Below are 20,244 nucleotides of genomic sequence, written 5' to 3'. Positions count from 1 at the left end.
AGAGCGTGGGAACGCTCTGTGGTATTCATATCCGCCAAAACGGCTTCAACCCCTCCTCCCTTGCCTGCTCCAGCGTCAGCCCGACATCCTTGAGCTGCTCCGGCGTCAGTCCCAACAACGCCTTGCGCGTGTGCAGACGATGCCAGAACAGACCCCAGCGACTGAGGCCGGACGGTGCGTTACGCAGCAGATTGCGCGCGCTGTCCTTCTGCCCTGCCGCCAGTTCCTGACTGTGTAACGTCAGCCGCACATCGCTCAAGCCGTTCATTTTCGTTGCTCCTGTTTACTTGGGTAGCCAGAGATTCCATGATGCGCGGGCGAGCAAAACCATTACAGACTCAAAGAACCTGTATTAACTCCATACAGATTTGCCGATTCACCGACTGAATGACTGATTTTTGCCGCATCTGTACTGGTTTCCACCAAGACGCACCGAGGCCACCATGACTCTGTATGTAAATCTCGCCGAATTGCTCGGCACCCGCATCGAACAAGGCTTCTATCGTCCTGGCGATCGCTTGCCGTCGGTTCGAGCCTTGAGCGTCGAGCACGGAGTCAGTTTGAGCACGGTGCAGCAGGCCTATCGCGTGCTTGAAGACAGCGGTCTGGCCACGCCGAAACCGAAGTCTGGCTACTTTGTCCCAGTCGGCCGCGAGTTGCCGGAGCTGCCTGCAGTAGGCCGCCCCGCGCAACGGCCAGTGGAGATTTCGCAATGGGATCAGGTGCTGGAATTGATCCGCGCGGTACCGCGCAACGACGTCGTGCAATTGGGCCGTGGCATGCCCGATGTTGGCTCGCCGACCATGAAGCCGCTGCTGCGCGGACTGGCGCGAATCAGTCGCCGGCAGGACATGCCCGGTCTGTATTACGACAACATCCACGGCAACCTCGAACTGCGCGAACAGATCGCACGGCTGATGCTCGATTCCGGCTGCCAGTTGAGCGCCAGCGATCTGGTGATCACCACTGGCTGCCACGAAGCGCTGTCCACCAGCATCCACGCGATCTGCGAGCCGGGTGACATCGTCGCGGTGGACTCGCCGAGCTTCCACGGCGCCATGCAGACCCTCAAAGGCCTGGGCATGAAAGCCCTGGAAATCCCCACCGATCCGCTGACCGGCATCAGCCTCGATGCCCTGGAACTGGCGCTGGAACAGTGGCCGATCAAGGCCATTCAGCTCACCCCCAACTGCAACAACCCCCTCGGCTACGTCATGCCCGAATCGCGCAAACGCGCCTTGCTGACCCTGGCCCAGCGTTTCGACGTGGCGATCATTGAAGACGATGTGTATGGCGAGTTGGCCTACACCTATCCGCGCCCGCGCACGATCAAATCCTTCGATGAAGACGGCCGCGTGTTGCTGTGCAGCTCGTTCTCCAAGACCCTGGCGCCGGGGCTGCGCATCGGCTGGGTGGCGCCGGGCCGATATCTCGAGCGGGTGCTGCACATGAAATACATCAGCACCGGATCCACCGCGCCGCAACCGCAGATCGCCATCGCCGAATTCATCAAGGCCGGCCATTTCGAGCCGCACTTGCGGCGTATGCGCATGCAGTACCAACGCAATCGTGACGCGATGATCGACTGGGTGACGCGCTACTTTCCCGCTGGCACCCGCGCCAGTCGCCCGCAGGGCAGCTTCATGCTCTGGGTGGAGCTGCCGGAAGGTTTCGACACGCTGAAACTGAATCGCGCGCTGCACGATCAGGGCGTACAGATTGCCGTTGGCAGCATCTTTTCCGCCTCGGGCAAGTACCGCAATTGTTTACGGATGAACTACGCTGCCAAACCAACAGCGCAGATCGAAGAAGCGGTGCGCAAGGTCGGCGCTGCAGCAATCAAATTACTCGCCGAGACCGACTGACCTTTTTTGCGCGCCCGGCGTCCAAATTGCCGACCTCAGCCGCCAACCGGAACGATCCTACGTGAGCTTCAGACAGCCCTTACTCGCTTCACTGATACTCGCCTCGTTCCTCAGCGGCTGCGCCAGCCTCGATGTGCCGCGCGAACCAAGCCAGGCCCTGCCGGCGTCGGACTCCAGCTTCGGCCGCTCGATCCAGGCTCAGGCCGCACCCTACAAAGGGCAGTCGGGGTTTCGTCTGCTCTCGGACAGTGGCGAGGCCTTTACCGCCCGGGCCGAGCTGATTCGCCATGCCCAGGTCAGCCTCGATTTGCAGTACTACATCGTCCACGACGGCATCAGCACGCGAATGCTGGTGGAGGAAGTGCTCAAGGCGGCCGACCGTGGTGTGCGCGTGCGCATCTTGCTCGACGACACCACCAGCGACGGCCTCGACCAGATCATCGCGACGCTGGCGGCACATCCGCAGATCCAGATTCGTTTGTTCAATCCGTTGCACCTGGGGCGCAGCACCGGCGTAACGCGCGCGGCCGGGCGACTGTTCAATCTGTCCGTGCAGCACCGGCGCATGCACAACAAACTGTGGCTGGCGGACAACAGCGCGGCCATCGTCGGCGGGCGCAATCTGGGCGATGAATATTTCGACGCCGAACCCAACCTGAATTTCACCGACATCGACATGCTCAGCATCGGCCCGGTGGCCGAACAGCTCGGACACAGTTTCGACCAGTACTGGAACAGCGCGCTGAGCAAGCCGATCGACGAATTCCTCTCCAGCCAGCCGACCGCCGCCGACCTGCAAAACACGCGCACGCGCCTGGAAGAATCACTGGAAGAAACCCGCAAGCAGAACCACGCGCTCTATCAACAGTTGATGAAGTTCACCACCGACCCGCGCATGGACATCTGGCGTAAAGAGCTGATCTGGGCCTGGAACCAGGCCTTGTGGGACGCGCCGAGCAAGGTCCTGTCCAAGGGCGAACCGGATCCGCATCTGCTGCTGACCACGCAACTGGCGCCGGAACTGACCGGCGTCAGCAAAGAGCTGATCATGATTTCCGCCTACTTCGTGCCCGGCCAGCCGGGGCTGGTCTACCTGACCGGGCGCGCCGATGCCGGGGTCTCCGTGAGCCTGCTGACCAATTCACTGGAGGCCACTGACGTGCCGGCGGTGCATGGCGGTTACGCGCCTTATCGCAAGGCGTTGCTTGAACACGGGGTGAAACTCTATGAACTGCGCCGCCAGCCTGGGGATAACTATGGCAGCGGGCCGCGGGTGTTCTACAGCAAGTCGTTTCGCGGTTCGGATTCGAGTTTGCACAGCAAGGCGATGATCTTCGACCGGCGCAAATCGTTTATCGGCTCGTTCAACTTCGACCCGCGCTCGGTGCTGTGGAACACCGAAGTCGGCGTGCTCGTCGACAGCCCGGAACTGGCCGAGCATGTGCGCGCACTGGCATTGCAAGGCATGGCGCCGACCTTGAGTTATCAGGCGAAACTCGAGGACGGCAAGGTCGTCTGGGTCACCGAGGACAACGGCCAGATGCACACTCTGACCAAGGAGCCGGGGAGCTGGTGGCGGCGCTTCAACTCGTGGTTCAGCACCAGCGTCGGCCTGGAGCGGATGCTGTAAGTCCGTCTGTTGATGATCCCTTGTGGGATGCGCTCAGGCTGCTTCTGCTGTTGTGCCAAAGGCGCCTTGGCGCAACAACAAAAGCACCAGACCAAACGCCCCAGCCGCCATCAACAGCGGCAACGCATGACCATTGATCCACTGACTGCCCGCCCCTGCCGCCAACGGCCCGACCAGACAACCGACACCCCACAACTGCGCGATATGCGCATTGGCGCGAACCAGCGCATCGTCTCGATAACGCTCGCCAATCAGAATCAGCGACAGGGTGAACAAGCCGCCGGCACTGGCGCCGAACAGCACCCACAACGGCCAGATCAGCAGCGTGTCGAGCAACATCGGAATGGCCAGACTCGACAGCATCAACACCACCGCGCATCCGGCGAACAGCGTGCGCCGCGACAGGTAATCGGCCAACGCGCCGATCGGTAATTGCAGCAGCGCATCGCCGACCACCACGGTGCTGACCATGGCCAGCGCGATTTCGGCGGTGAACCCTTGTTGCAGGCAGTACACCGGCAGCAGCGTCAGAATCATCGCCTCGAACGCGGCGAACAACGACACCGCCCAGGCAATCGCCGGCAACTCACGGGCGAAGCCCCATAGATCGCCAAACGTGACGCTGTTGGCTTCACTGCTCGGCGCCCCGCTGCGCCCCAGCAGCAGAAAGGGCGAGAGCGTCAGCAGACCGACCCCGACCCAGAAACCGTAATCATGCTCGGTACCGAGCGCACCCAGCAGCAACGGACCGGACAGTTGGCTCAGCGCATAGCTGCTGCCATACAGCGCTACCAGACGCCCGCGCCACTGCTCGACCACCAATTGATTGATCCAGCTCTCGCCGAGGATGAACACGATGGTCAGGATCACCCCGATCAGCAGGCGCAGCAGCAACCAGATCGGATAACTCGGCAGCAGTGCCAGCAGGCCGATCGACAATGCCCCGGCCCACAGGCACAGACGCATCAGGTTCGCCGTGCCGAAATACGCGGCGAGATGGCTGGAAATCTTCGCCCCCAGCAGCACGCCGATTGCCGGCATGGCTGCCATCACACCGATGGCGAACGAGCCGTAGCCCCAGCCCTCCAGACGCAACGACACCAGCGGCATGCTGACCCCCAGGGCCAGGCCGACACTCAAGACAGACGCCAACACGGCGAAATACGTCGCCCACCGCATGTTCCACGCTCCTGTGGATATTTTTATATGCACCACAAAATCACTGTGGGAGCGAGCCCCCGTGGCGAGGGGATTTATCCCCGTTGGGTCGCGCAGCGGCCCCAAAACCTGCAACCACGATGTACCAAGTACACCGCGTGCAAGGGTTTAGCGACTGCTTCGCAGCCGAACGGGGATAAATCCCCTCTCCACAGAGGCTCGCTCCCACAGGGGATCTCTGTTTGGTCTGGAAGCCCGGAGTGAGCGGGCTCCCTTCAGCGGCTTACAGCTTGATCCACGTCGCCTTCAACTCGGTGTACTTGTCGAAGGCATGCAGCGATTTGTCGCGACCGTTGCCCGACTGTTTGAAGCCACCGAACGGCGCGGTCATGTCGCCGCCATCGTACTGGTTGACCCACACGCTACCGGCGCGCAAGGCCTTGGCGGTCAGGTGCGCCTTGGAGATGTCCTGGGTCCACACCGCTGCGGCCAGACCGTATGGCGTGTCGTTGGCAATCTGGATGGCTTCTTCGGCGCTGTCGAAAGCGATCACCGACAACACCGGGCCGAAAATCTCTTCCTGGGCAATCTTCATCGCGTTGCTCACACCATCGAAAATGGTCGGCTCAACGTAAGTGCCGCCGGTCTCCTGGAGGATGCGCTTGCCGCCGGCGACCAGTTTGGCGCCATCGCTATGGCCGGATTCGATGTACGACAGCACGGTGTTCATCTGCTGGGTATCGACCAGCGCACCGACGTTGGTCGCCGGGTCCAGCGGATTGCCCGGCTTCCAGGCTTTCAGCGCCTCGATCACCATTGGCAGGAATTTGTCCTTGATCGAACGCTCGACCAGCAGGCGCGAACCGGCGGTGCACACTTCGCCCTGGTTGAAGGCGATGGCGCTGGCGGCGGATTCAGCGGCGGCCTGCAGATCCGGCGCATCGGCGAAGACGATGTTCGGGCTCTTGCCACCGGCTTCCAGCCAGACGCGCTTCATGTTCGATTCGCCGGCATAGACCATGAGTTGCTTGGCAATCTTGGTCGAACCAGTGAACACCAGCGTGTCGACGTCATTGTGCAGACCCAGCGCCTTGCCGACGGTGTGGCCATAGCCCGGCAGCACGTTGAGCACGCCTTTCGGAATTCCGGCTTCAATGGCCAGCGCAGCGATGCGGATGGCGGTCAGCGGCGATTTTTCCGACGGTTTGAGGATCACCGAGTTACCGGTCGACAGCGCCGGGCCGAGCTTCCAGCAAGCCATCATCAGCGGGAAGTTCCACGGCACGATAGCGCCGACCACGCCCACCGGCTCACGGGTCACCAGACCTAGTTGGTCATGCGGGGTGGCGGCAACTTCGTCGTAGATCTTGTCGATCGCTTCGCCGCTCCAGCTCAACGCCTGCGCCGCACCCGGTACGTCGATGTACAGCGAATCGCTGATCGGCTTGCCCATGTCGAGGGTTTCCAGCAGCGCCAGTTCTTCGGCGTGCTGTTTCAACAGGCTGGCGAAGCGGATCATGGTGGCTTTGCGTTTGGTCGGCGCCAGGCGCGACCAGACGCCGGAATTGAAAGTGGCGCGGGCGTTTTCTACAGCACGGTCGGCGTCGGCGGCGTCACAGCTGGCGATCTTGCCGAGCAGGCGGCCATCGACCGGGCTGATGCATTCGAAGGTTTCGCCGGAGACGGCGTCAGTGTATTCGCCATTCAGGAAGGCGCGGCCTTCGATTTTCAGATCGCGGGCGCGTTGTTCCCAGTCGGCACGAGTCAGGGTGGTCATTCGGGTGTCCTCCTCTTATTGAATACGAGCACCGCAAGCGCTGCGGCGCTGTTCAAGAATTCTGCCCGGCCAGCCTGCACTTTCGGCCCGAGGCACCCGCCACCCTAAACCAGCGACCGGGTTTGTTTCAATATATTTGACATAAGCTGGCCATACGGCCTTGCGGTGTTCATTTTAATAAACATAGACTTTGGCCCATTCCAGCCCATGCGCCGTCACTAGCGGAGAAAACAACAATGAACATCCAGAACGTCGTCGATATCAGCCTCGCCAGCAGCGAAGCCGAGCGCTATCGGCCGGACCCGGCGAAAGTGCTAAAGGGCGATCCTGAGCAGGCGGTGTTTCATCAATACGACAGCCCTTGTGGGCAAATGGGCGTGGGTGTGTGGGAAGGCGCGGTGGGTCAGTGGACGGTTAATTACACCGAGCATGAGTACTGCGAGATTCTGCAGGGGGTTTCGGTATTGCGTGACAGCGATGGCAATGCCAAGACCTTGCGCGTTGGCGATCGCTTCGTGATCCCGGCGGGGTTTCGCGGCACCTGGGAAGTGCTGGAGGCTTGCCGCAAGGTTTATGTGATCTTTGAACAGAAGGCTTGAGATGTTTGCTGGCTGATCGGCCCTCATCGCTGGCAAGCCAGCTCCCACAGGTTTTGTGCATGACACAGGTTCTGTGAAGACCGGCAATCAATGTGGGAGCTGGCTTGCCAGCGATAAGGCCCAACCGGTCACCGTAGAATCCAAGGCAAAAAAAAGGCCCGTATCTCACGATACGGGCCTTTTTCGCAGTCAGGAAAAATCAATTACTTGATTTTGCCTTCCTTGTACATCACGTGCTTGCGAACAACCGGATCATATTTCTTGATCTCGATTTTGTCCGGGGTAGTACGCTTGTTCTTGTCGGTAGTGTAGAAGTGACCAGTACCGGCGCTCGAGATCAAACGAATCAATTCACGCATGATTAGCTCCCTTAAATCTTGCCATCGCGGCGAAGTTCGGCGAGCACGACAGTGATGCCACGCTTGTCGATGATACGCATGCCTTTGGCAGATACGCGCAGACGCACAAAACGTTTCTCTTCTTCAACCCAGAAGCGGTGATGCTGCAGGTTCGGCAGGAAACGACGACGGGTTTTGTTGTTTGCGTGGGAAATGTTATTCCCAGTCACCGGACCCTTACCGGTAACTTGACATACTCTCGACATGCCTCAGCCCTCTAAAACCACATGCCCAACCCGGCATGGGTTGGCCGCTTAATCTCTCAGTCATTTGGCGCCAGGCGCCGCGTTTCTTTAGAGGTCTTACCGGCTACACCTACAGTGAAGGAACCGGGCCCCTAGAAAAGAGCGCTGCTTTATACCAGAAAGACCGGGGTGCAACAACAATCGGTGTGCAATCAATCGGCAAAAGGGCAATTTTTTCCGCCGCAGACGCCTTGGACAAAGGCTGCGGCCAGTTTTGACCACTCGTCGCAGAAATCCCGCCCTACAGCCGATTCAGACTTTTCATCTGGCTACCCACGCTCGAAACCGCGCAAGAGTGCGCCTGAAAATGCAAAAAGGGGATAGTCATTTGCAATTCAGAGCTCTAGGGTAGGACTTTTCCAGACTGCACTTGCAGATGGGCCTTCGATCTGTAAAGGAAACCGACCATGCGCCTCGCTGCCCTACCCCTGTTACTCGCTCCGCTGTTGCTGAGCCCCCTCGCCCAGGCCGCCGCGTTGAGCGTGTGTACCGAGGCCAGTCCCGAAGGGTTCGACGTGGTGCAGTACAACTCGCTGACCACCACCAATGCTTCGGCTGACGTACTGATGAACCGCTTGGTGGATTTCGACACCGCCAGTGGCAAGGTCATCCCGAGCCTGGCCGACAGCTGGGAAGTCAGCACCGACGGCCTGACCTACGTGTTCAAGCTGCACCCGCAGGTGAAATTTCATACAACCGATTATTTCAAGCCGAGCCGCGAGCTGAGCGCTGAAGACGTCAAATTCAGCTTCGACCGCATGCTCGACCCGGCCAACCCGTGGCACAAGGTCGCCCAGAGCGGCTTCCCCCATGCGCAGTCGATGCAACTGCCGACCCTGATCAAGAAGATCGACGCCCTCGACCCGCTGACCGTGCGTTTTACCCTCGACCATCCGGATTCGACCTTCCTCGCGACGCTGAGCATGGGTTTCGCCTCGATCTATTCCGCCGAATATGCCGACAAACTGATGAAGGCTGGCGCGACCGACAAACTCAACAGCCAGCCGATCGGCACCGGCCCGTTCGTGTTCAATCGCTTCCAGAAAGATGCAGCGATCCGCTACAAGGCCAATCCGGACTATTTCCGTGGCAAGCCTGCGGTCGACCCGTTGATTTTCGCCATCACGCCGGACGCCAACGTGCGCCTGCAAAAGCTGCGGCGCAATGAATGCCAGATCGCCCTGTCGCCAAAACCACTGGACGTACAGGCTGCGCTGAAGGAACCGTCGCTGAAAGTCGAAAAGACTGACGCTTTCATGACCGCTTTCGTGGGCATCAACAGCCAGCATCCGCCACTGGACAAGCCGGAAGTGCGCCAGGCGATCAACCTCGCCTTCGACAAGGCCAACTACATCAAAGCCGTGTTCGAAGACACGGCCGAAGCGGCCAACGGCCCGTACCCGCCGAACACCTGGAGCTACGCGAAGAACCTGCCGGGCTATCCACACGACGTGGCCAAAGCCAAGGCGCTGCTGGCCAAGGCCGGCTTGAAGGACGGCTTCCAGACCACGATCTGGACGCGGCCATCGGGCAGCCTGCTCAACCCGAACCCGAGTCTCGGCGCGCAGATGCTGCAGTCGGATCTGGCCGAGATCGGCATTCAGGCGGAGATCCGCGTGATCGAATGGGGCGAACTGATTCGCCGCGCCAAGGCCGGCGAACATGATCTGCTGTTCATGGGCTGGGCCGGCGACAACGGCGACCCGGACAACTTCCTCACTCCGCAGTTTTCCTGCGCGGCGGTGAAATCCGGGACCAACTTCGCGCGGTACTGCAACGCCGATCTGGACAAGCTGATCAGCGCCGGCAAGACCACCAGCGAGCAAGGCGTGCGCACCAAGCTGTATGAACAGGCACAGGCACAGATCCAGCAGCAGGCGTTGTGGCTGCCACTGGCGCACCCGACGGCCTACGCTTTGACGCGCAAGGATGTTCAGGGTTATTCCGTCAGCCCGTTTGGCCGGCAGGATTATTCCAAGATCAGCCTCAAATAATTTGCCTGACATACAACCCGTGGATGGAAACAATCTGTGGGAGCGAGCCTGCTCGCGAAAGCGGTCTGTCAGCAAACAATGATGCTGACTGATACAACGCCTTCGCGAGCAGGCTCGCTCCCACAAGGTCCAGAATTGGCGCCGAGAACTACATCCAGCCACACTCCGCCATCGACAGCGGTTCGCCGTCTCCGACGATGAAGTGATCGAGCACTCGCACGTCAATCAGCTCCAGCGCTTTCTGCAGGCGCTTGGTCAGCAGCCGATCGGCCTGACTCGGATCGGTGTTGCCGGACGGATGGTTGTGACACAGGATCACCGCTGCGGCGTTATTGGCCAGCGCGCGCTTCACCACCTCCCTAGGGTGCACGCTGGTATTGTCGATCGAGCCGCGAAACAGCGCCTCGAAATTCAGCACCTGATGCTTTGAATCGAGAAACAGGCAGCCGAACACCTCGTGCGGCTCGTGCCGCAGCATCGCCTTGAGGTAATCGCGGACGACCTGAGGGTTCTCCAGTGCCGGCTTTTGTCGTGAGCGCTCGGCCAGATGGCGCTTGCTCATTTCCTGCGCGGCTTGCAGCTGGGCGAACTTGGCCGGGCCGAGGCCCATTTGTTTGCTGAATGCGTCCTGATCGGCCTCAAGCAGCAAACGCAGGCCACCGAATTGCGTCAGCAGATGTCTGGCAAGGTCGACAGCGCTTTTTCCGGGCAATCCGGTGCGCAGAAAAATCGCCAACAACTCAGCGTCCGAAAGACTCCCTGCGCCGTGTTCCAACAGCCTTTCCCGCGGCCGTTCCGCCGCCGGCCAATCGCGAATACTCATAGCACCTCCTTGTCTGTGGGCGCCGCTGTTCCGTAGCGGTCGCTGTGATATCGTAGCCCATCTTTTTGGCGGTCGATTCAACCCTGGGGAGGGGTATCGCGCCGCCGTCATCAACGAAATGAAAGGCAGACCTATGCAGCGGCTGTATCGGAAACGCATCGTTCTGGGCGTCGGCGGCGGCATTGCGGCCTACAAGAGCGCCGATCTGGTTCGCCGCCTGATCGACCAGGGTGCCGAAGTGCGCGTGGTCATGACCCATGGCGGCGCCGAATTCATCACCCCGCTGACCATGCAGGCCCTGTCGGGCCACCCGGTTCACCTCGACTTGCTCGACCCTGCCGCCGAAGCCGCCATGGGCCATATCGAGCTGGCGAAATGGGCCGATCTGGTACTGATCGCCCCGGCCACCGCCGACCTGATCGCCCGTCTGGCCCAAGGCATTGCCAACGATCTGCTGACCACGCTGGTGCTGGCCACCGACGCCGTGGTTGCTGTCGCGCCAGCAATGAATCAGGCGATGTGGCGCGACCCGGCGACCCAGGCCAACCTGCAACTGTTGGAGAGCCGTGGCCTGAAGACTTTCGGCCCGGCCTCGGGCAGCCAGGCCTGCGGCGACGTCGGCATGGGCCGCATGATGGAAGCCACCGATCTGGCACTGCTCGCCGCCGATTGCTTCCAGCGCCAGGCCCTGACCGGCAAGCATGTGGTGATCACCGCCGGCCCGACTCAGGAAAACATCGACCCGGTGCGCTACATCACCAACCACAGCTCCGGCAAAATGGGTTTTGCCCTCGCCGAAGCAGCCGTGGAAGCCGGCGCCCGTGTCACTTTGATCAGCGGCCCGGTGCACTTGCCGACGCCTGATCGCGTGACGCGGATCGATGTGGTCAGCGCCCGCGACATGCTCGCCGCCTGCGAATCGGCCATGCCTTGCGACGTGTTCATCTCGTCGGCAGCGGTGGCGGACTACCGCCCGGAAGTAGTAGCTCCGCATAAACTCAAGAAAGATCCTACGAGCGGTGACGGCTTCGTCCTGCAAATGGTGCGCAACCCGGACATCCTGGCCACCATCGCGACCCGTCCCGACCGTCCGTTCAGTGTCGGCTTCGCTGCCGAAACCGAACACCTGCTCGACTACGCTGCACGCAAGCTGAAGGACAAGAATCTCGATCTGATCGTCGCCAACGACGTCGCCAACCCGAGCATCGGTTTCAACAGCGAAGAAAATGCCTGCAGCGTCATCGACCGTGAGCTGCATGCCACGGTTTTCGCCCAGACCAGCAAGAGCAAGATCGCTCGCCAACTGGTCACTTTTATCGCCGAACGTCTGAACCAGGTTTAATTTACATGCACGCTTTGCAAGCCAAGATCCTCGATCCACGCATCGGCACCGAATTCCCGCTGCCGCAATACGCCACGCCGGGCTCCGCCGGCCTCGACCTGCGCGCCATGCTGGAACAGGACATCGTGATCAAGCCGGGTGAAACCGTGCTGATCCCCACCGGCCTGTCGGTGTACATCGGCGACCCGAATCTCGCCGCGCTGATTCTGCCGCGCTCGGGCATGGGCCACAAACACGGCATCGTGCTCGGCAATCTGGTCGGCCTGATCGACTCCGATTACCAGGGTCCGCTGATGGTCTCCTGCTGGAACCGCGGCCAGAGCGACTTCACCATGACCGTCGGCGAACGCCTGGCGCAATTGGTGCTGGTACCGGTAGTGCAAGCACATTTCGAAATGGTTGAAGAGTTTGTCGAGACCGAGCGCGGTACCGGCGGCTTTGGCCACACTGGCACCAAATAACCGGATAGAAATTATGGTGGTGAGGGGATTTATCCCCTCACCACAAAAAATGCGCTACATCGGCAGCAGGTTTTAACACCGTAAATCAAGGTTTTGCCGGCCCAAAGCCACGCCAGCCGGGGCGTCATGGCCCTTTCATAGCACGAACTCTCTGTGGAAAACGCCGTCATACCCTTCAGTTTGAGCCTGCCGTCGAATCATTCGCCGGTCTGTCCCGCCCTTTTCGAGATGGAGCATGTCCACAGATGAGCACCCCCGCCAAGATCGCCCCGAAGCTGCCTGACAGCATTTTCCGCGCCTACGACATTCGTGGCACCGTGCCGGAATTCCTCAACGGCGAAACCGCCTACTGGATCGGCCGTGCCATCGGCTCGCAGAGCCTGGCCCAGGGCGAACCGAATGTGTCGGTCGGTCGCGACGGCCGCCTGTCCGGCCCGGAGCTGGTCGCGGAACTCATTCGCGGCATCGCCGAGAGCGGTTGCCACGTCAGCGATGTCGGTCTGGTGCCAACGCCAGCGCTGTATTACGCCGCCAACGTGCTGGCCGGCAAGTCCGGGGTGATGCTCACCGGTAGCCACAATCCGTCGAACTACAACGGTTTCAAAATCGTCATCGCCGGCGACACCCTGGCCAACGAACAGATTCAGGTGCTCCACGAACGCATCAAGAACAATGACCTGAGCAGCGGCCAGGGCAGCGTCACTCAGGTCGAAATCCTCGACCGCTACAACACCGAAATCGTCCAGGACATCAAACTCGCTCGTCGCCTGAAAGTCGTGGTCGACTGCGGCAACGGCGCGGCCGGTGTGATCGCCCCGCAACTGATCGAAGCGCTGAACTGCGAAGTCATCCCGCTGTTCTGCGAAGTCGACGGCAACTTCCCTAACCATCACCCGGATCCGGGCAAACCGGAAAACCTTGTCGACCTGATCGCCAAGGTCAAGGAAACCAACGCCGATATCGGTCTGGCCTTCGACGGTGACGGCGACCGCGTCGGCGTGGTGACCAACACCGGCAGTATCGTCTACCCGGATCGTCTGCTGATGCTGTTCGCTCGCGACGTAGTGGCGCGTAACCCGGACGCGGAAATCATCTTCGACGTTAAATGCACCCGTCGCCTGGTGCCACTGATCAAGGAATACGGCGGTCGGCCGCTAATGTGGAAGACCGGTCACTCGTTGATCAAAAAGAAAATGAAGCAATCCGGCGCGCTGTTGGCCGGCGAAATGAGCGGGCACATCTTCTTCAAGGAGCGCTGGTTCGGTTTCGACGACGGCATCTACAGCGCCGCACGTCTGCTGGAGATCCTCAGCAAGGAAAAATCCACCGCGGAAGAGCTGTTTGCGACCTTCCCGAACGATATTTCCACGCCGGAAATCAATATCCATGTGACCGAAGAGAGCAAATTCAGCATCATTGATGCACTGCACGATGCTCAGTGGGGCGAAGGCGCCGACCTGACCACCATCGACGGCGTGCGGGTTGATTACGCCAAAGGCTGGGGCCTGGTGCGCGCGTCCAACACCACACCGGTGCTGGTGCTGCGCTTCGAGGCCGATGACGAGGCTGAATTGCAGCGCATCAAGGATGTGTTCCACGCCCAACTGAAACGCGTTGCACCTGATCTCCAACTACCGTTCTGATCCACCCGGAGCCCTGAATGACCCTCGAACGCGAAGCCGCCGCCAACACTGCCAAGGTCCTGTCCGAAGCGCTGCCTTACATCCGACGCTATGTCGGCAAGACCCTGGTGATCAAATACGGCGGCAACGCGATGGAAAGCGAGGAGCTGAAAACCGGCTTCGCCCGCGACATCGTGCTGATGAAAGCCGTGGGCATCAACCCGGTGGTCGTGCACGGTGGCGGCCCGCAGATCGGTGACCTGCTCAAGCGCCTGTCGATCGAAAGCCATTTCGTCGACGGCATGCGCGTCACCGACGCGGCGACCATGGACGTGGTGGAAATGGTCCTTGGCGGTCAGGTCAACAAAAGCATCGTCAACCTGATCAACCGCCATGGCGGCAGCGCCATCGGCCTGACCGGTAAGGATGCCGGGCTGATTCGCGCGAAGAAGCTCACCGTCTCCCGTCAGACCCCGGAGATGACCCAGCCGGAAATCATCGACATCGGCCACGTCGGCGAAGTCGTCGGCATCAATACCGAGTTGCTGAACCTGCTGGTCAAAGGCAACTTCATCCCGGTCATCGCGCCGATCGGCGTGGGTGAAAACGGCGAGTCCTACAACATCAACGCCGACCTGGTGGCGGGCAAGGTTGCCGAAGCGCTGAAAGCTGAAAAGCTGATGCTGCTGACCAACATTGCCGGCCTGATGGACAAGTCGGGCACCGTGTTGACCGGCCTGAGCACGCAGCAGGTCGACGACCTGATCGCCGATGGCACGATCTACGGCGGTATGCTGCCGAAGATCCGCTGCGCACTGGAAGCGGTTCAGGGTGGGGTTGGCAGTTCGTTGATCATCGACGGTCGTGTACCGAACGCGATTCTGCTGGAAATCTTCACTGATACCGGTGTGGGTACGCTGATCAGTAATCGCAAGCGTCCTTGATGGCTGATCGCTGAAAGCAAAAGATCGCAGCCTTCAACAGCTCCTACAGGGATTTCGCACACGCGAGAATCCGCTTTTGTAGGAACTGACGAAGGCTGCGATCTTTTTATGCGCGCAGGAAAAGCCTGACTCGACACAGCGAAACGTCCGACATCCCTTCAGAATAAATCTCCCTAGGATCTTCCTCTCATCCAACGGAGATTCACTCATGCAGAAAGATTACGTTCCCTACGGCAGCGATGTTTCAGCAGGCACCTACGAATGCGTGGACTGCGGACATCGTTATTCCAATCAAGCCAAAACCTCTATGCCGCCCTGCCCGCAGTTCAGGAAAACGGCGCATGTCCTGAACGGTTGGAAAACCCTCACCGGCCAAGGTGACGCCCCACAAGATCCGTACCCGGAAAAATCCGAAAAGCCGGCTGCCAGCAAAAAATAATCCCGGAGCGCCTGAGCCATGCAGATCTCGTTCACGATCGACGCCGACGCTTTCGAGCAGGAACAGAAGGAACCGGTGAAAAAGACCTTGCGCATCGGCGACGCTGAAATCGCCCATGCGCTGGAGCGCATCGCCAAAGCCAGCCTGACCGAATACCTGAAAATGCTGGTCGAGGGCGGCATGCCCAGCCGGGCCGACGAAGCCAAGCAGGATCGCCTGCTGTATCTGATTCAGAGTTACTTCGGGCAAACCCTGCCGACCGAATCGCAGATCTCGACGATCTTTCAGCTGACCCAGAGCCAAAGCAAAACCCTGTTGAAAAACACCGTTTCGCGTTTTCGCAATCAGCTCGACGACATCCTGCAGCACAGCATGCGCGCAGTAATCCAGTCCGCCGAGCATGCGCAAAACGTGTTTCTGGTGGTGATCAGCTCGGACGTGATCCGCGATGAATTGAACATGCTCATCACCCAGAACGAGCCGACCTTCAAACCCATCACCAAACGCAAGGGCAGCGCCGGGCAGTTCGAGATCAGCGAAGATTCCCACGCATTGCTCTGTGCAACGCTGGGTCTGAATGCCGTTCAGTGACATCGTCGCGGTCAGTGGCTTGCTGCTGACCCTGACCACGTTCATGTTCAATCTGGCGTGGCCGGCGCTCAATGAAGCGCTGGCTGAGGATGAATTTCAAAAAGGTTCGCAGGGCCGCAAGCGCAGTCGAGACAAGGTGATGGCTGCTTTCTACTGGCGAGCATTGCCATTGACGTGCGCTTTCGTGGCGCTGTTTTACGTTAACTTGCCGGCAGCAGTCGGGATCATGCGCAGCAGCACGCTGGACCTGTGGGATTTCGATGTGGATCGCACGTTGTACGTGATGGTGGTTGTTGCGCTGCTGGTGTTTGCGCTAGTGAACGCTGCATTGGCGCTGAGACTGCTGATGAAATGGCGAAATCTGCGTTGATCGCCAACAAAAAAAGGCCCGGTTGAGCCTGCCTGAACCGGGTCTTTTTTCTGTGGGAGCGAGCCTGCTCGCAAACGCCTAATGTGCCTCACATCGCTGACAGGTGACGGCCATTCGCGAGCAGGCTCGCTCCCACATTGGTCACACGCCAAACTGCGCGCGGTACGCTTCCACGGCTGGCAAATGCTGTTTGAGCTGCGGATCGTCGGCGAGGAACTCCAGCACCTGATTCAGCGAGACAATGCTGATCACCGGGATGCCGAAGTCGCGCTCGACTTCCTGGATTGCCGACAACTCGCCGTTGCCACGCTCCTGACGGTTCAGTGCGATCAGCACACCGGCGGCCTTGGCGCCGTCCTGGGAAGCGATGATCTGCATCACTTCACGAATCGCGGTGCCGGCGGTGATTACGTCGTCGATGATCAAGACTTCGCCAGTCAGCGGTGCGCCAACCAGGCTGCCGCCCTCGCCGTGGGCCTTGGCTTCCTTGCGGTTGAAGCACCATGGCAGGTCACGGCCGTGATGTTCGGCCAGCGCAACGGCGGTCGTGGCCGCCAGCGGAATGCCTTTATAAGCTGGGCCAAACAGGACGTCGAAGGAGATGCCGCTTTCGGCGATGGCGGCGGCGTAGAAACGCCCCAGCTGCGCCAGGGCCGAACCGGAGTTGAACAGGCCGGCATTGAAGAAGTAGGGACTGGTGCGCCCGGACTTCAGGGTGAACTCACCGAAGCGCAAAACGCCGCGATCGATGGCAAAACGAATGAAATCGCGCTGATACGCTTGCATGAAAAAAACCCCAAATACCACGGATTTAGCTAATTAGCTTGACGCCGTGTATCATACACGCACGCGATTTTTGGGGCCATTTATGCGGATCATCAGTGTGAACGTCAATGGTATTCAGGCGGCAGTCGAGCGCGGTTTGCTCAGTTGGCTGCAAGCCCAGAATGCCGACGTCATCTGCCTGCAGGACACCCGTGCCTCCGCCTTTGAACTGGATGACCCAGCCTTCCAACTGGATGGCTACTTCCTTTATGCCTGCGATGCTGAAGTCCCTGCCCAAGGCGGCGTGGCTTTGTATTCGCGGTTGCAACCGAAGGCTGTCATCAGCGGTCTCGGTTTCGAGACGGCCGACCGCTACGGGCGCTACCTGCAAGCAGATTTCGACAAAGTCAGTATTGCCACCTTGCTGTTTCCTTCGGGGATGAACGGCGATGAAGACTTGAACCAGAAGTTCAAGCTCATGGACGATTTCGGCAAGTACCTGGACAAACAGCGACGCAAACGTCGCGAGTACATTTATTGTGGCTCGCTGTACGTTGCGCAGCAGAAACTCGACATCAAGAACTGGCGAGACAGCCAGCAATCTCCAGGCTTCCTGGCGCCGGAGCGCGCCTGGATGGACGAGATTGTCGGCAACATGGGCTATGTCGATGCGCTGCGCGAAGTCAGCCGCGAAGGCGACCAGTACAGCTGGTGGCCGGATAACGAACAGGCCGAGATGCTCAATCTGGGCTGGCGTTTCGATTATCAGATCCTGACCCCGGGCCTGCGTCGCTCGGTGCGCAGTGCACGCCTGCCGCGTCAGCCACGGTTCTCGCAGCACGCGCCGCTGATCGTCGACTACGACTGGACGCTGACCATCTAAGCGTCCTCGCAGCCAAAAAAATGCCCGCATCGTGAGATGCGGGCATTTTTTATGCGCCATGCTTTCTAGACGGCAGCGAAGAATGGCAAGGCCAGGTACAGCTTGATCACGATGACGTTAACGATATCGATGAAGAACGCTCCTACCATCGGCACTACCAGAAACGCGATCTGCGATGGCCCATAGCGCTGCGTCACCGCTTGCATGTTGGCAATCGCCGTCGGCGTGGCGCCCAGACCGAAGCCACAATGTCCCGCAGCCAGCACTGCGGCATCGTAGTTGCTGCCCATCACCCGGAACGTCACGAAAATAGCGAACAGCGCCATGACCAGCGCCTGCACGGCCAGAATGATAAAGATCGGCAATGCCAACGCCGCCAGATCCCATAATTTCAGCGACATCAGCGCGATCGCCAGAAACAGCGAGAGGCTGACATTGCCGAGCACGGAAACTTCGCGCTCGAATACCTGATACAAGCCAAGCGCTGACAGACTGTTGCGCAACACCACACCCACAAACAGCACGCAAACAAACGTCGGCAGTTCGAATGCAGTGCCGTGCAGCACTCCATTCAACAAGTTGCCTGCGAGCAGGCTGACGGCAATAAGCGCCAGCGTCTCGACGAACGAAAACGGCGTGATCGAACGTTCCTTGTTCGGCTGTTCAAAACCTCTTGGCAGTCGCGGCGCTTGCTGGGGACTGCAGCCCGGCACTTGCACGCGCTTGATCAGCAACCGGGCGACGGGCCCACCGATCAGCCCACCGAGCACCAGACCGAACGTCGCTGAGGCCAGCGCCAGTTCCGAAGCCGAGGCCAGGCCATATTTCTCGCTGAATACCGCGCCCCATGCGGCGCCCGTACCGTGGCCGCCGGCCAATGTGATCGAACCCGTCAGCAAGCCCATCAAAGGATCGAGTCCGAGCAAGGTTGCCAATCCGATGCCCATGGCGTTCTGCACCACCAGCAAGCCAATGACCGCCAGCAGGAAGATGCCGACGATGCGCCCGCCCTTTTTCAGGCTGGCAAGGTCGGCACTCAAGCCAATCGTGGCAAAGAACGCCAACATCAACGGTGTTTGCAATGATGTATCGAAGCGGACTTCTATATCGAAAGTGCGCAATATCAACAGGAGCACGGCAACCACCAGGCCGCCCGCTACCGGCTCAGGAATATTGTAACTTCGCAGAAAGCCGACACGCGTAACAAGCCCGCGTCCGAGCAGCAGTACTAAAGAAGCGGCCACGAGCGTGCCGTAGAAATCGAGCTCAATCATGTGGATTATTCTTGGCTAAGTATTCACGAGGCGAGCGTTTACCTGGGCTCGACGGGTGAACCGGCTGATTTTCTCAACACTGATTACTGGGGAATTCAAGTGCCATCGATGGCTTGAACATATCGGAATGTTTCAACCGAAACATTACATCGGGCAACTTTAACAACCAGCTCGCGCCAATAACAAGAACGGGAATAAGCACTGGACCGATCAGTTGTGACCAAAGATGTAATGGAGAAATATCAATAAATAAATGCCAAACCGCACATCGACAACAGACTAGTCCTACAACAAAAACCAATTATTGAGTTGCACAAATAAAAATGCCCCGATAAGCCGGGGCATTTCCATATAGCGATACAACAGACTGTTACTTGATCAGTCGCCAAGTGAACGGATATCTGTATGGGAAACCTTCGTTGGCTTTGACCCCTGCAATGATCGTCAGGACCAGTGCCGCGATTGCCAGCAAGCCAAACAGGAAGAAACCGATGATCAGCAGCATGAGCAGGAAGCAGATCATTGAGGCTATCGCCACCGTGATCTGAAAATTCAGCGCTTCTTTGCCCTGTGCATCGATGAACGGGTCCTTCTCGCGCTTCATCTGCCAAAGGATCAGCGGCCCGATCAGATTGCCGAACGGAATCCAGATCCCCAGCAAGGCGGACAAGTGACAGAACATCGCCCACTGGCGAACCTCCTGGCTCGGTTTGGGCAGCAACTCTTGCTCGTCACTCATCACGTCCTCCTTGTGGTCAAAATCTCAGTCGGCCAGCGCAGCCTTCTGCAATTCGAAGATTTCGTTCATGCCCTGCTTGGCCAGTTCCAGCATGGCATTGAGCTCATCAGGCTGGAACGGCGCGCCTTCAGCGGTGCCCTGCACTTCGATGAAGCCGCCGGTGCTGGTCATCACCACGTTCAGGTCGGTTTCAGCTGCAGAATCTTCAAGATAGTCCAGATCCAGCACCGGCTCGCCCTGGTACATGCCGACCGAGACCGCACCGATCATCTGCTTGAGCGGGTCACCGCCTTTCAGGCCGCCGCGCTTCTTGATCACTTTCAAG

20 protein-coding genes and 2 pseudogenes are annotated in these 20,244 nt (G+C 59.5%); 12 read left to right on the top strand and 10 right to left on the bottom strand.

The features are described 5' to 3' along the window. Window positions 1-25 precede the first annotated feature (25 nt). Window positions 26-268, bottom strand: a complete 243-nt coding sequence (locus OQK_RS11745) for a DUF1127 domain-containing protein (RefSeq protein WP_016772560.1) — start codon at window positions 266-268, stop codon at window positions 26-28. 175 nt (window positions 269-443) lie between these two features. On the opposite strand from OQK_RS11745, the gene OQK_RS11740 reads away from it, so the two are divergent. Together OQK_RS11740 and OQK_RS11735 are read left to right on the top strand one after the other, a co-directional pair. Continuing rightward, the gene (locus tag OQK_RS11740) at window positions 444-1,865 is read left to right on the top strand and encodes an aminotransferase-like domain-containing protein (protein ID WP_016772559.1); all 1,422 of its coding nucleotides are present in this window, start codon (window positions 444-446) and stop codon (window positions 1,863-1,865) included. A 61-nt stretch (window positions 1,866-1,926) separates the two neighbouring features. Continuing rightward, on the top strand, window positions 1,927-3,495 hold the full coding sequence (locus OQK_RS11735; RefSeq protein ID WP_016772558.1) for a phospholipase D family protein: 1,569 nt from the start codon (window positions 1,927-1,929) through the stop codon (window positions 3,493-3,495). Window positions 3,496-3,528: 33 nt separating this feature from the next. On the opposite strand, the gene OQK_RS11730 is transcribed toward OQK_RS11735, so the two are convergent. Together OQK_RS11730 and OQK_RS11725 are read right to left on the bottom strand one after the other, a co-directional pair. Beyond that, complete coding sequence (locus tag OQK_RS11730; protein ID WP_016772557.1) at window positions 3,529-4,674, bottom strand: MFS transporter; 1,146 nt, start codon at window positions 4,672-4,674, stop codon at window positions 3,529-3,531. A 262-nt stretch (window positions 4,675-4,936) separates the two neighbouring features. Further along, the gene (locus tag OQK_RS11725) at window positions 4,937-6,430 is read right to left on the bottom strand and encodes an aldehyde dehydrogenase (protein ID WP_016772556.1); all 1,494 of its coding nucleotides are present in this window, start codon (window positions 6,428-6,430) and stop codon (window positions 4,937-4,939) included. Between the two features lie 236 nt (window positions 6,431-6,666). Between OQK_RS11725 and OQK_RS11720 the strand changes: the two genes are divergently transcribed. Continuing rightward, on the top strand, window positions 6,667-7,029 hold the full coding sequence (locus OQK_RS11720) for a cupin domain-containing protein (RefSeq protein ID WP_016772555.1): 363 nt from the start codon (window positions 6,667-6,669) through the stop codon (window positions 7,027-7,029). Between the two features lie 203 nt (window positions 7,030-7,232). Here OQK_RS11720 and rpmG read toward each other — a convergent pair whose 3' ends face one another. Both rpmG and rpmB read right to left on the bottom strand, forming a co-directional pair. Further along, window positions 7,233-7,388, bottom strand: a complete 156-nt coding sequence (gene rpmG / locus OQK_RS11715; protein WP_016772554.1) for a 50S ribosomal protein L33 — start codon at window positions 7,386-7,388, stop codon at window positions 7,233-7,235. A gap of 11 nt (window positions 7,389-7,399) precedes the next feature. Continuing rightward, window positions 7,400-7,633 carry a 50S ribosomal protein L28 gene (gene rpmB / locus OQK_RS11710; protein WP_007920377.1) on the bottom strand — a complete coding sequence of 78 codons (234 nt, stop codon included), beginning with the start codon at window positions 7,631-7,633 and terminating at the stop codon, window positions 7,400-7,402. A gap of 446 nt (window positions 7,634-8,079) precedes the next feature. On the opposite strand from rpmB, the gene OQK_RS11705 reads away from it, so the two are divergent. Next, window positions 8,080-9,666 (top strand): ABC transporter substrate-binding protein, encoded by a 1,587-nt coding sequence (locus tag OQK_RS11705; protein WP_016772553.1) that lies wholly within the window; start codon window positions 8,080-8,082, stop codon window positions 9,664-9,666. A gap of 148 nt (window positions 9,667-9,814) precedes the next feature. Here the strand turns inward: OQK_RS11705 and radC are convergent, their stop codons facing one another. Further along, window positions 9,815-10,489 (bottom strand): RadC family protein, encoded by a 675-nt coding sequence (gene radC, locus OQK_RS11700; protein WP_016772552.1) that lies wholly within the window; start codon window positions 10,487-10,489, stop codon window positions 9,815-9,817. Window positions 10,490-10,622: 133 nt separating this feature from the next. On the opposite strand from radC, the gene coaBC reads away from it, so the two are divergent. The 7 genes and pseudogenes from coaBC to OQK_RS11665 all read left to right on the top strand — a co-directional run bounded on the left by coaBC (window position 10,623) and on the right by OQK_RS11665 (window position 16,258). Continuing rightward, complete coding sequence (gene coaBC, locus OQK_RS11695; protein WP_016772551.1) at window positions 10,623-11,831, top strand: bifunctional phosphopantothenoylcysteine decarboxylase/phosphopantothenate--cysteine ligase CoaBC; 1,209 nt, start codon at window positions 10,623-10,625, stop codon at window positions 11,829-11,831. Between the two features lie 5 nt (window positions 11,832-11,836). Further along, complete coding sequence (gene dut, locus OQK_RS11690; protein ID WP_016772550.1) at window positions 11,837-12,292, top strand: dUTP diphosphatase; 456 nt, start codon at window positions 11,837-11,839, stop codon at window positions 12,290-12,292. A gap of 239 nt (window positions 12,293-12,531) precedes the next feature. After that, a pseudogene (locus OQK_RS11685) lies at window positions 12,532-13,935 on the top strand (phosphomannomutase/phosphoglucomutase); the annotation flags it as partial. Window positions 13,936-13,952: 17 nt separating this feature from the next. Further along, on the top strand, window positions 13,953-14,858 hold the full coding sequence (argB, locus tag OQK_RS11680) for an acetylglutamate kinase (protein WP_016772548.1): 906 nt from the start codon (window positions 13,953-13,955) through the stop codon (window positions 14,856-14,858). Window positions 14,859-15,066: 208 nt separating this feature from the next. After that, window positions 15,067-15,297: a hypothetical protein gene (locus OQK_RS11675; RefSeq protein ID WP_016772547.1), complete on the top strand. Its 231-nt coding sequence runs from the start codon at window positions 15,067-15,069 to the stop codon at window positions 15,295-15,297. Between the two features lie 18 nt (window positions 15,298-15,315). Continuing rightward, the gene (locus OQK_RS11670; RefSeq protein WP_016772546.1) at window positions 15,316-15,888 is read left to right on the top strand and encodes a hypothetical protein; all 573 of its coding nucleotides are present in this window, start codon (window positions 15,316-15,318) and stop codon (window positions 15,886-15,888) included. Beyond that, on the top strand, window positions 15,875-16,258 hold the full coding sequence (locus tag OQK_RS11665; RefSeq protein WP_016772545.1) for a hypothetical protein: 384 nt from the start codon (window positions 15,875-15,877) through the stop codon (window positions 16,256-16,258). Before OQK_RS11670 ends, OQK_RS11665 begins: the two co-directional genes overlap by 14 nt. A 141-nt stretch (window positions 16,259-16,399) precedes the next feature. Here the strand turns inward: OQK_RS11665 and pyrE are convergent, their stop codons facing one another. Further along, on the bottom strand, window positions 16,400-17,044 hold the full coding sequence (gene pyrE / locus OQK_RS11660; protein ID WP_016772544.1) for an orotate phosphoribosyltransferase: 645 nt from the start codon (window positions 17,042-17,044) through the stop codon (window positions 16,400-16,402). Window positions 17,045-17,126: 82 nt separating this feature from the next. Here pyrE and OQK_RS11655 point away from each other — a divergent pair, with 82 nt between their 5' ends. Beyond that, a complete protein-coding gene (locus tag OQK_RS11655; RefSeq protein ID WP_016772543.1) occupies window positions 17,127-17,906 on the top strand; it encodes an exodeoxyribonuclease III in 780 nt (259 codons plus the stop codon). A 65-nt stretch (window positions 17,907-17,971) separates the two neighbouring features. Here OQK_RS11655 and gltS read toward each other — a convergent pair whose 3' ends face one another. The 3 genes and pseudogenes from gltS to rph all read right to left on the bottom strand — a co-directional run. Further along, entirely contained in the window at window positions 17,972-19,180 is a 1,209-nt protein-coding gene (gene gltS, locus OQK_RS11650; protein WP_016772542.1) for a sodium/glutamate symporter, read from the bottom strand. 370 nt (window positions 19,181-19,550) lie between these two features. Continuing rightward, window positions 19,551-19,919 carry a DUF4870 domain-containing protein gene (locus tag OQK_RS11645; RefSeq protein WP_016772541.1) on the bottom strand — a complete coding sequence of 123 codons (369 nt, stop codon included), beginning with the start codon at window positions 19,917-19,919 and terminating at the stop codon, window positions 19,551-19,553. Window positions 19,920-19,943: 24 nt separating this feature from the next. After that, a pseudogene (gene rph / locus OQK_RS11640) lies at window positions 19,944-20,244 on the bottom strand (ribonuclease PH); the annotation flags it as partial.

Source organism: Pseudomonas sp. R62 (assembly GCF_000257605.1).
Taxonomy (GTDB): domain Bacteria; phylum Pseudomonadota; class Gammaproteobacteria; order Pseudomonadales; family Pseudomonadaceae; genus Aquipseudomonas; species Aquipseudomonas atacamensis.
The sequence above is the reverse complement of the archived record's forward strand: the minus strand, read 5'-3'. Positions and strand labels throughout refer to the sequence as shown.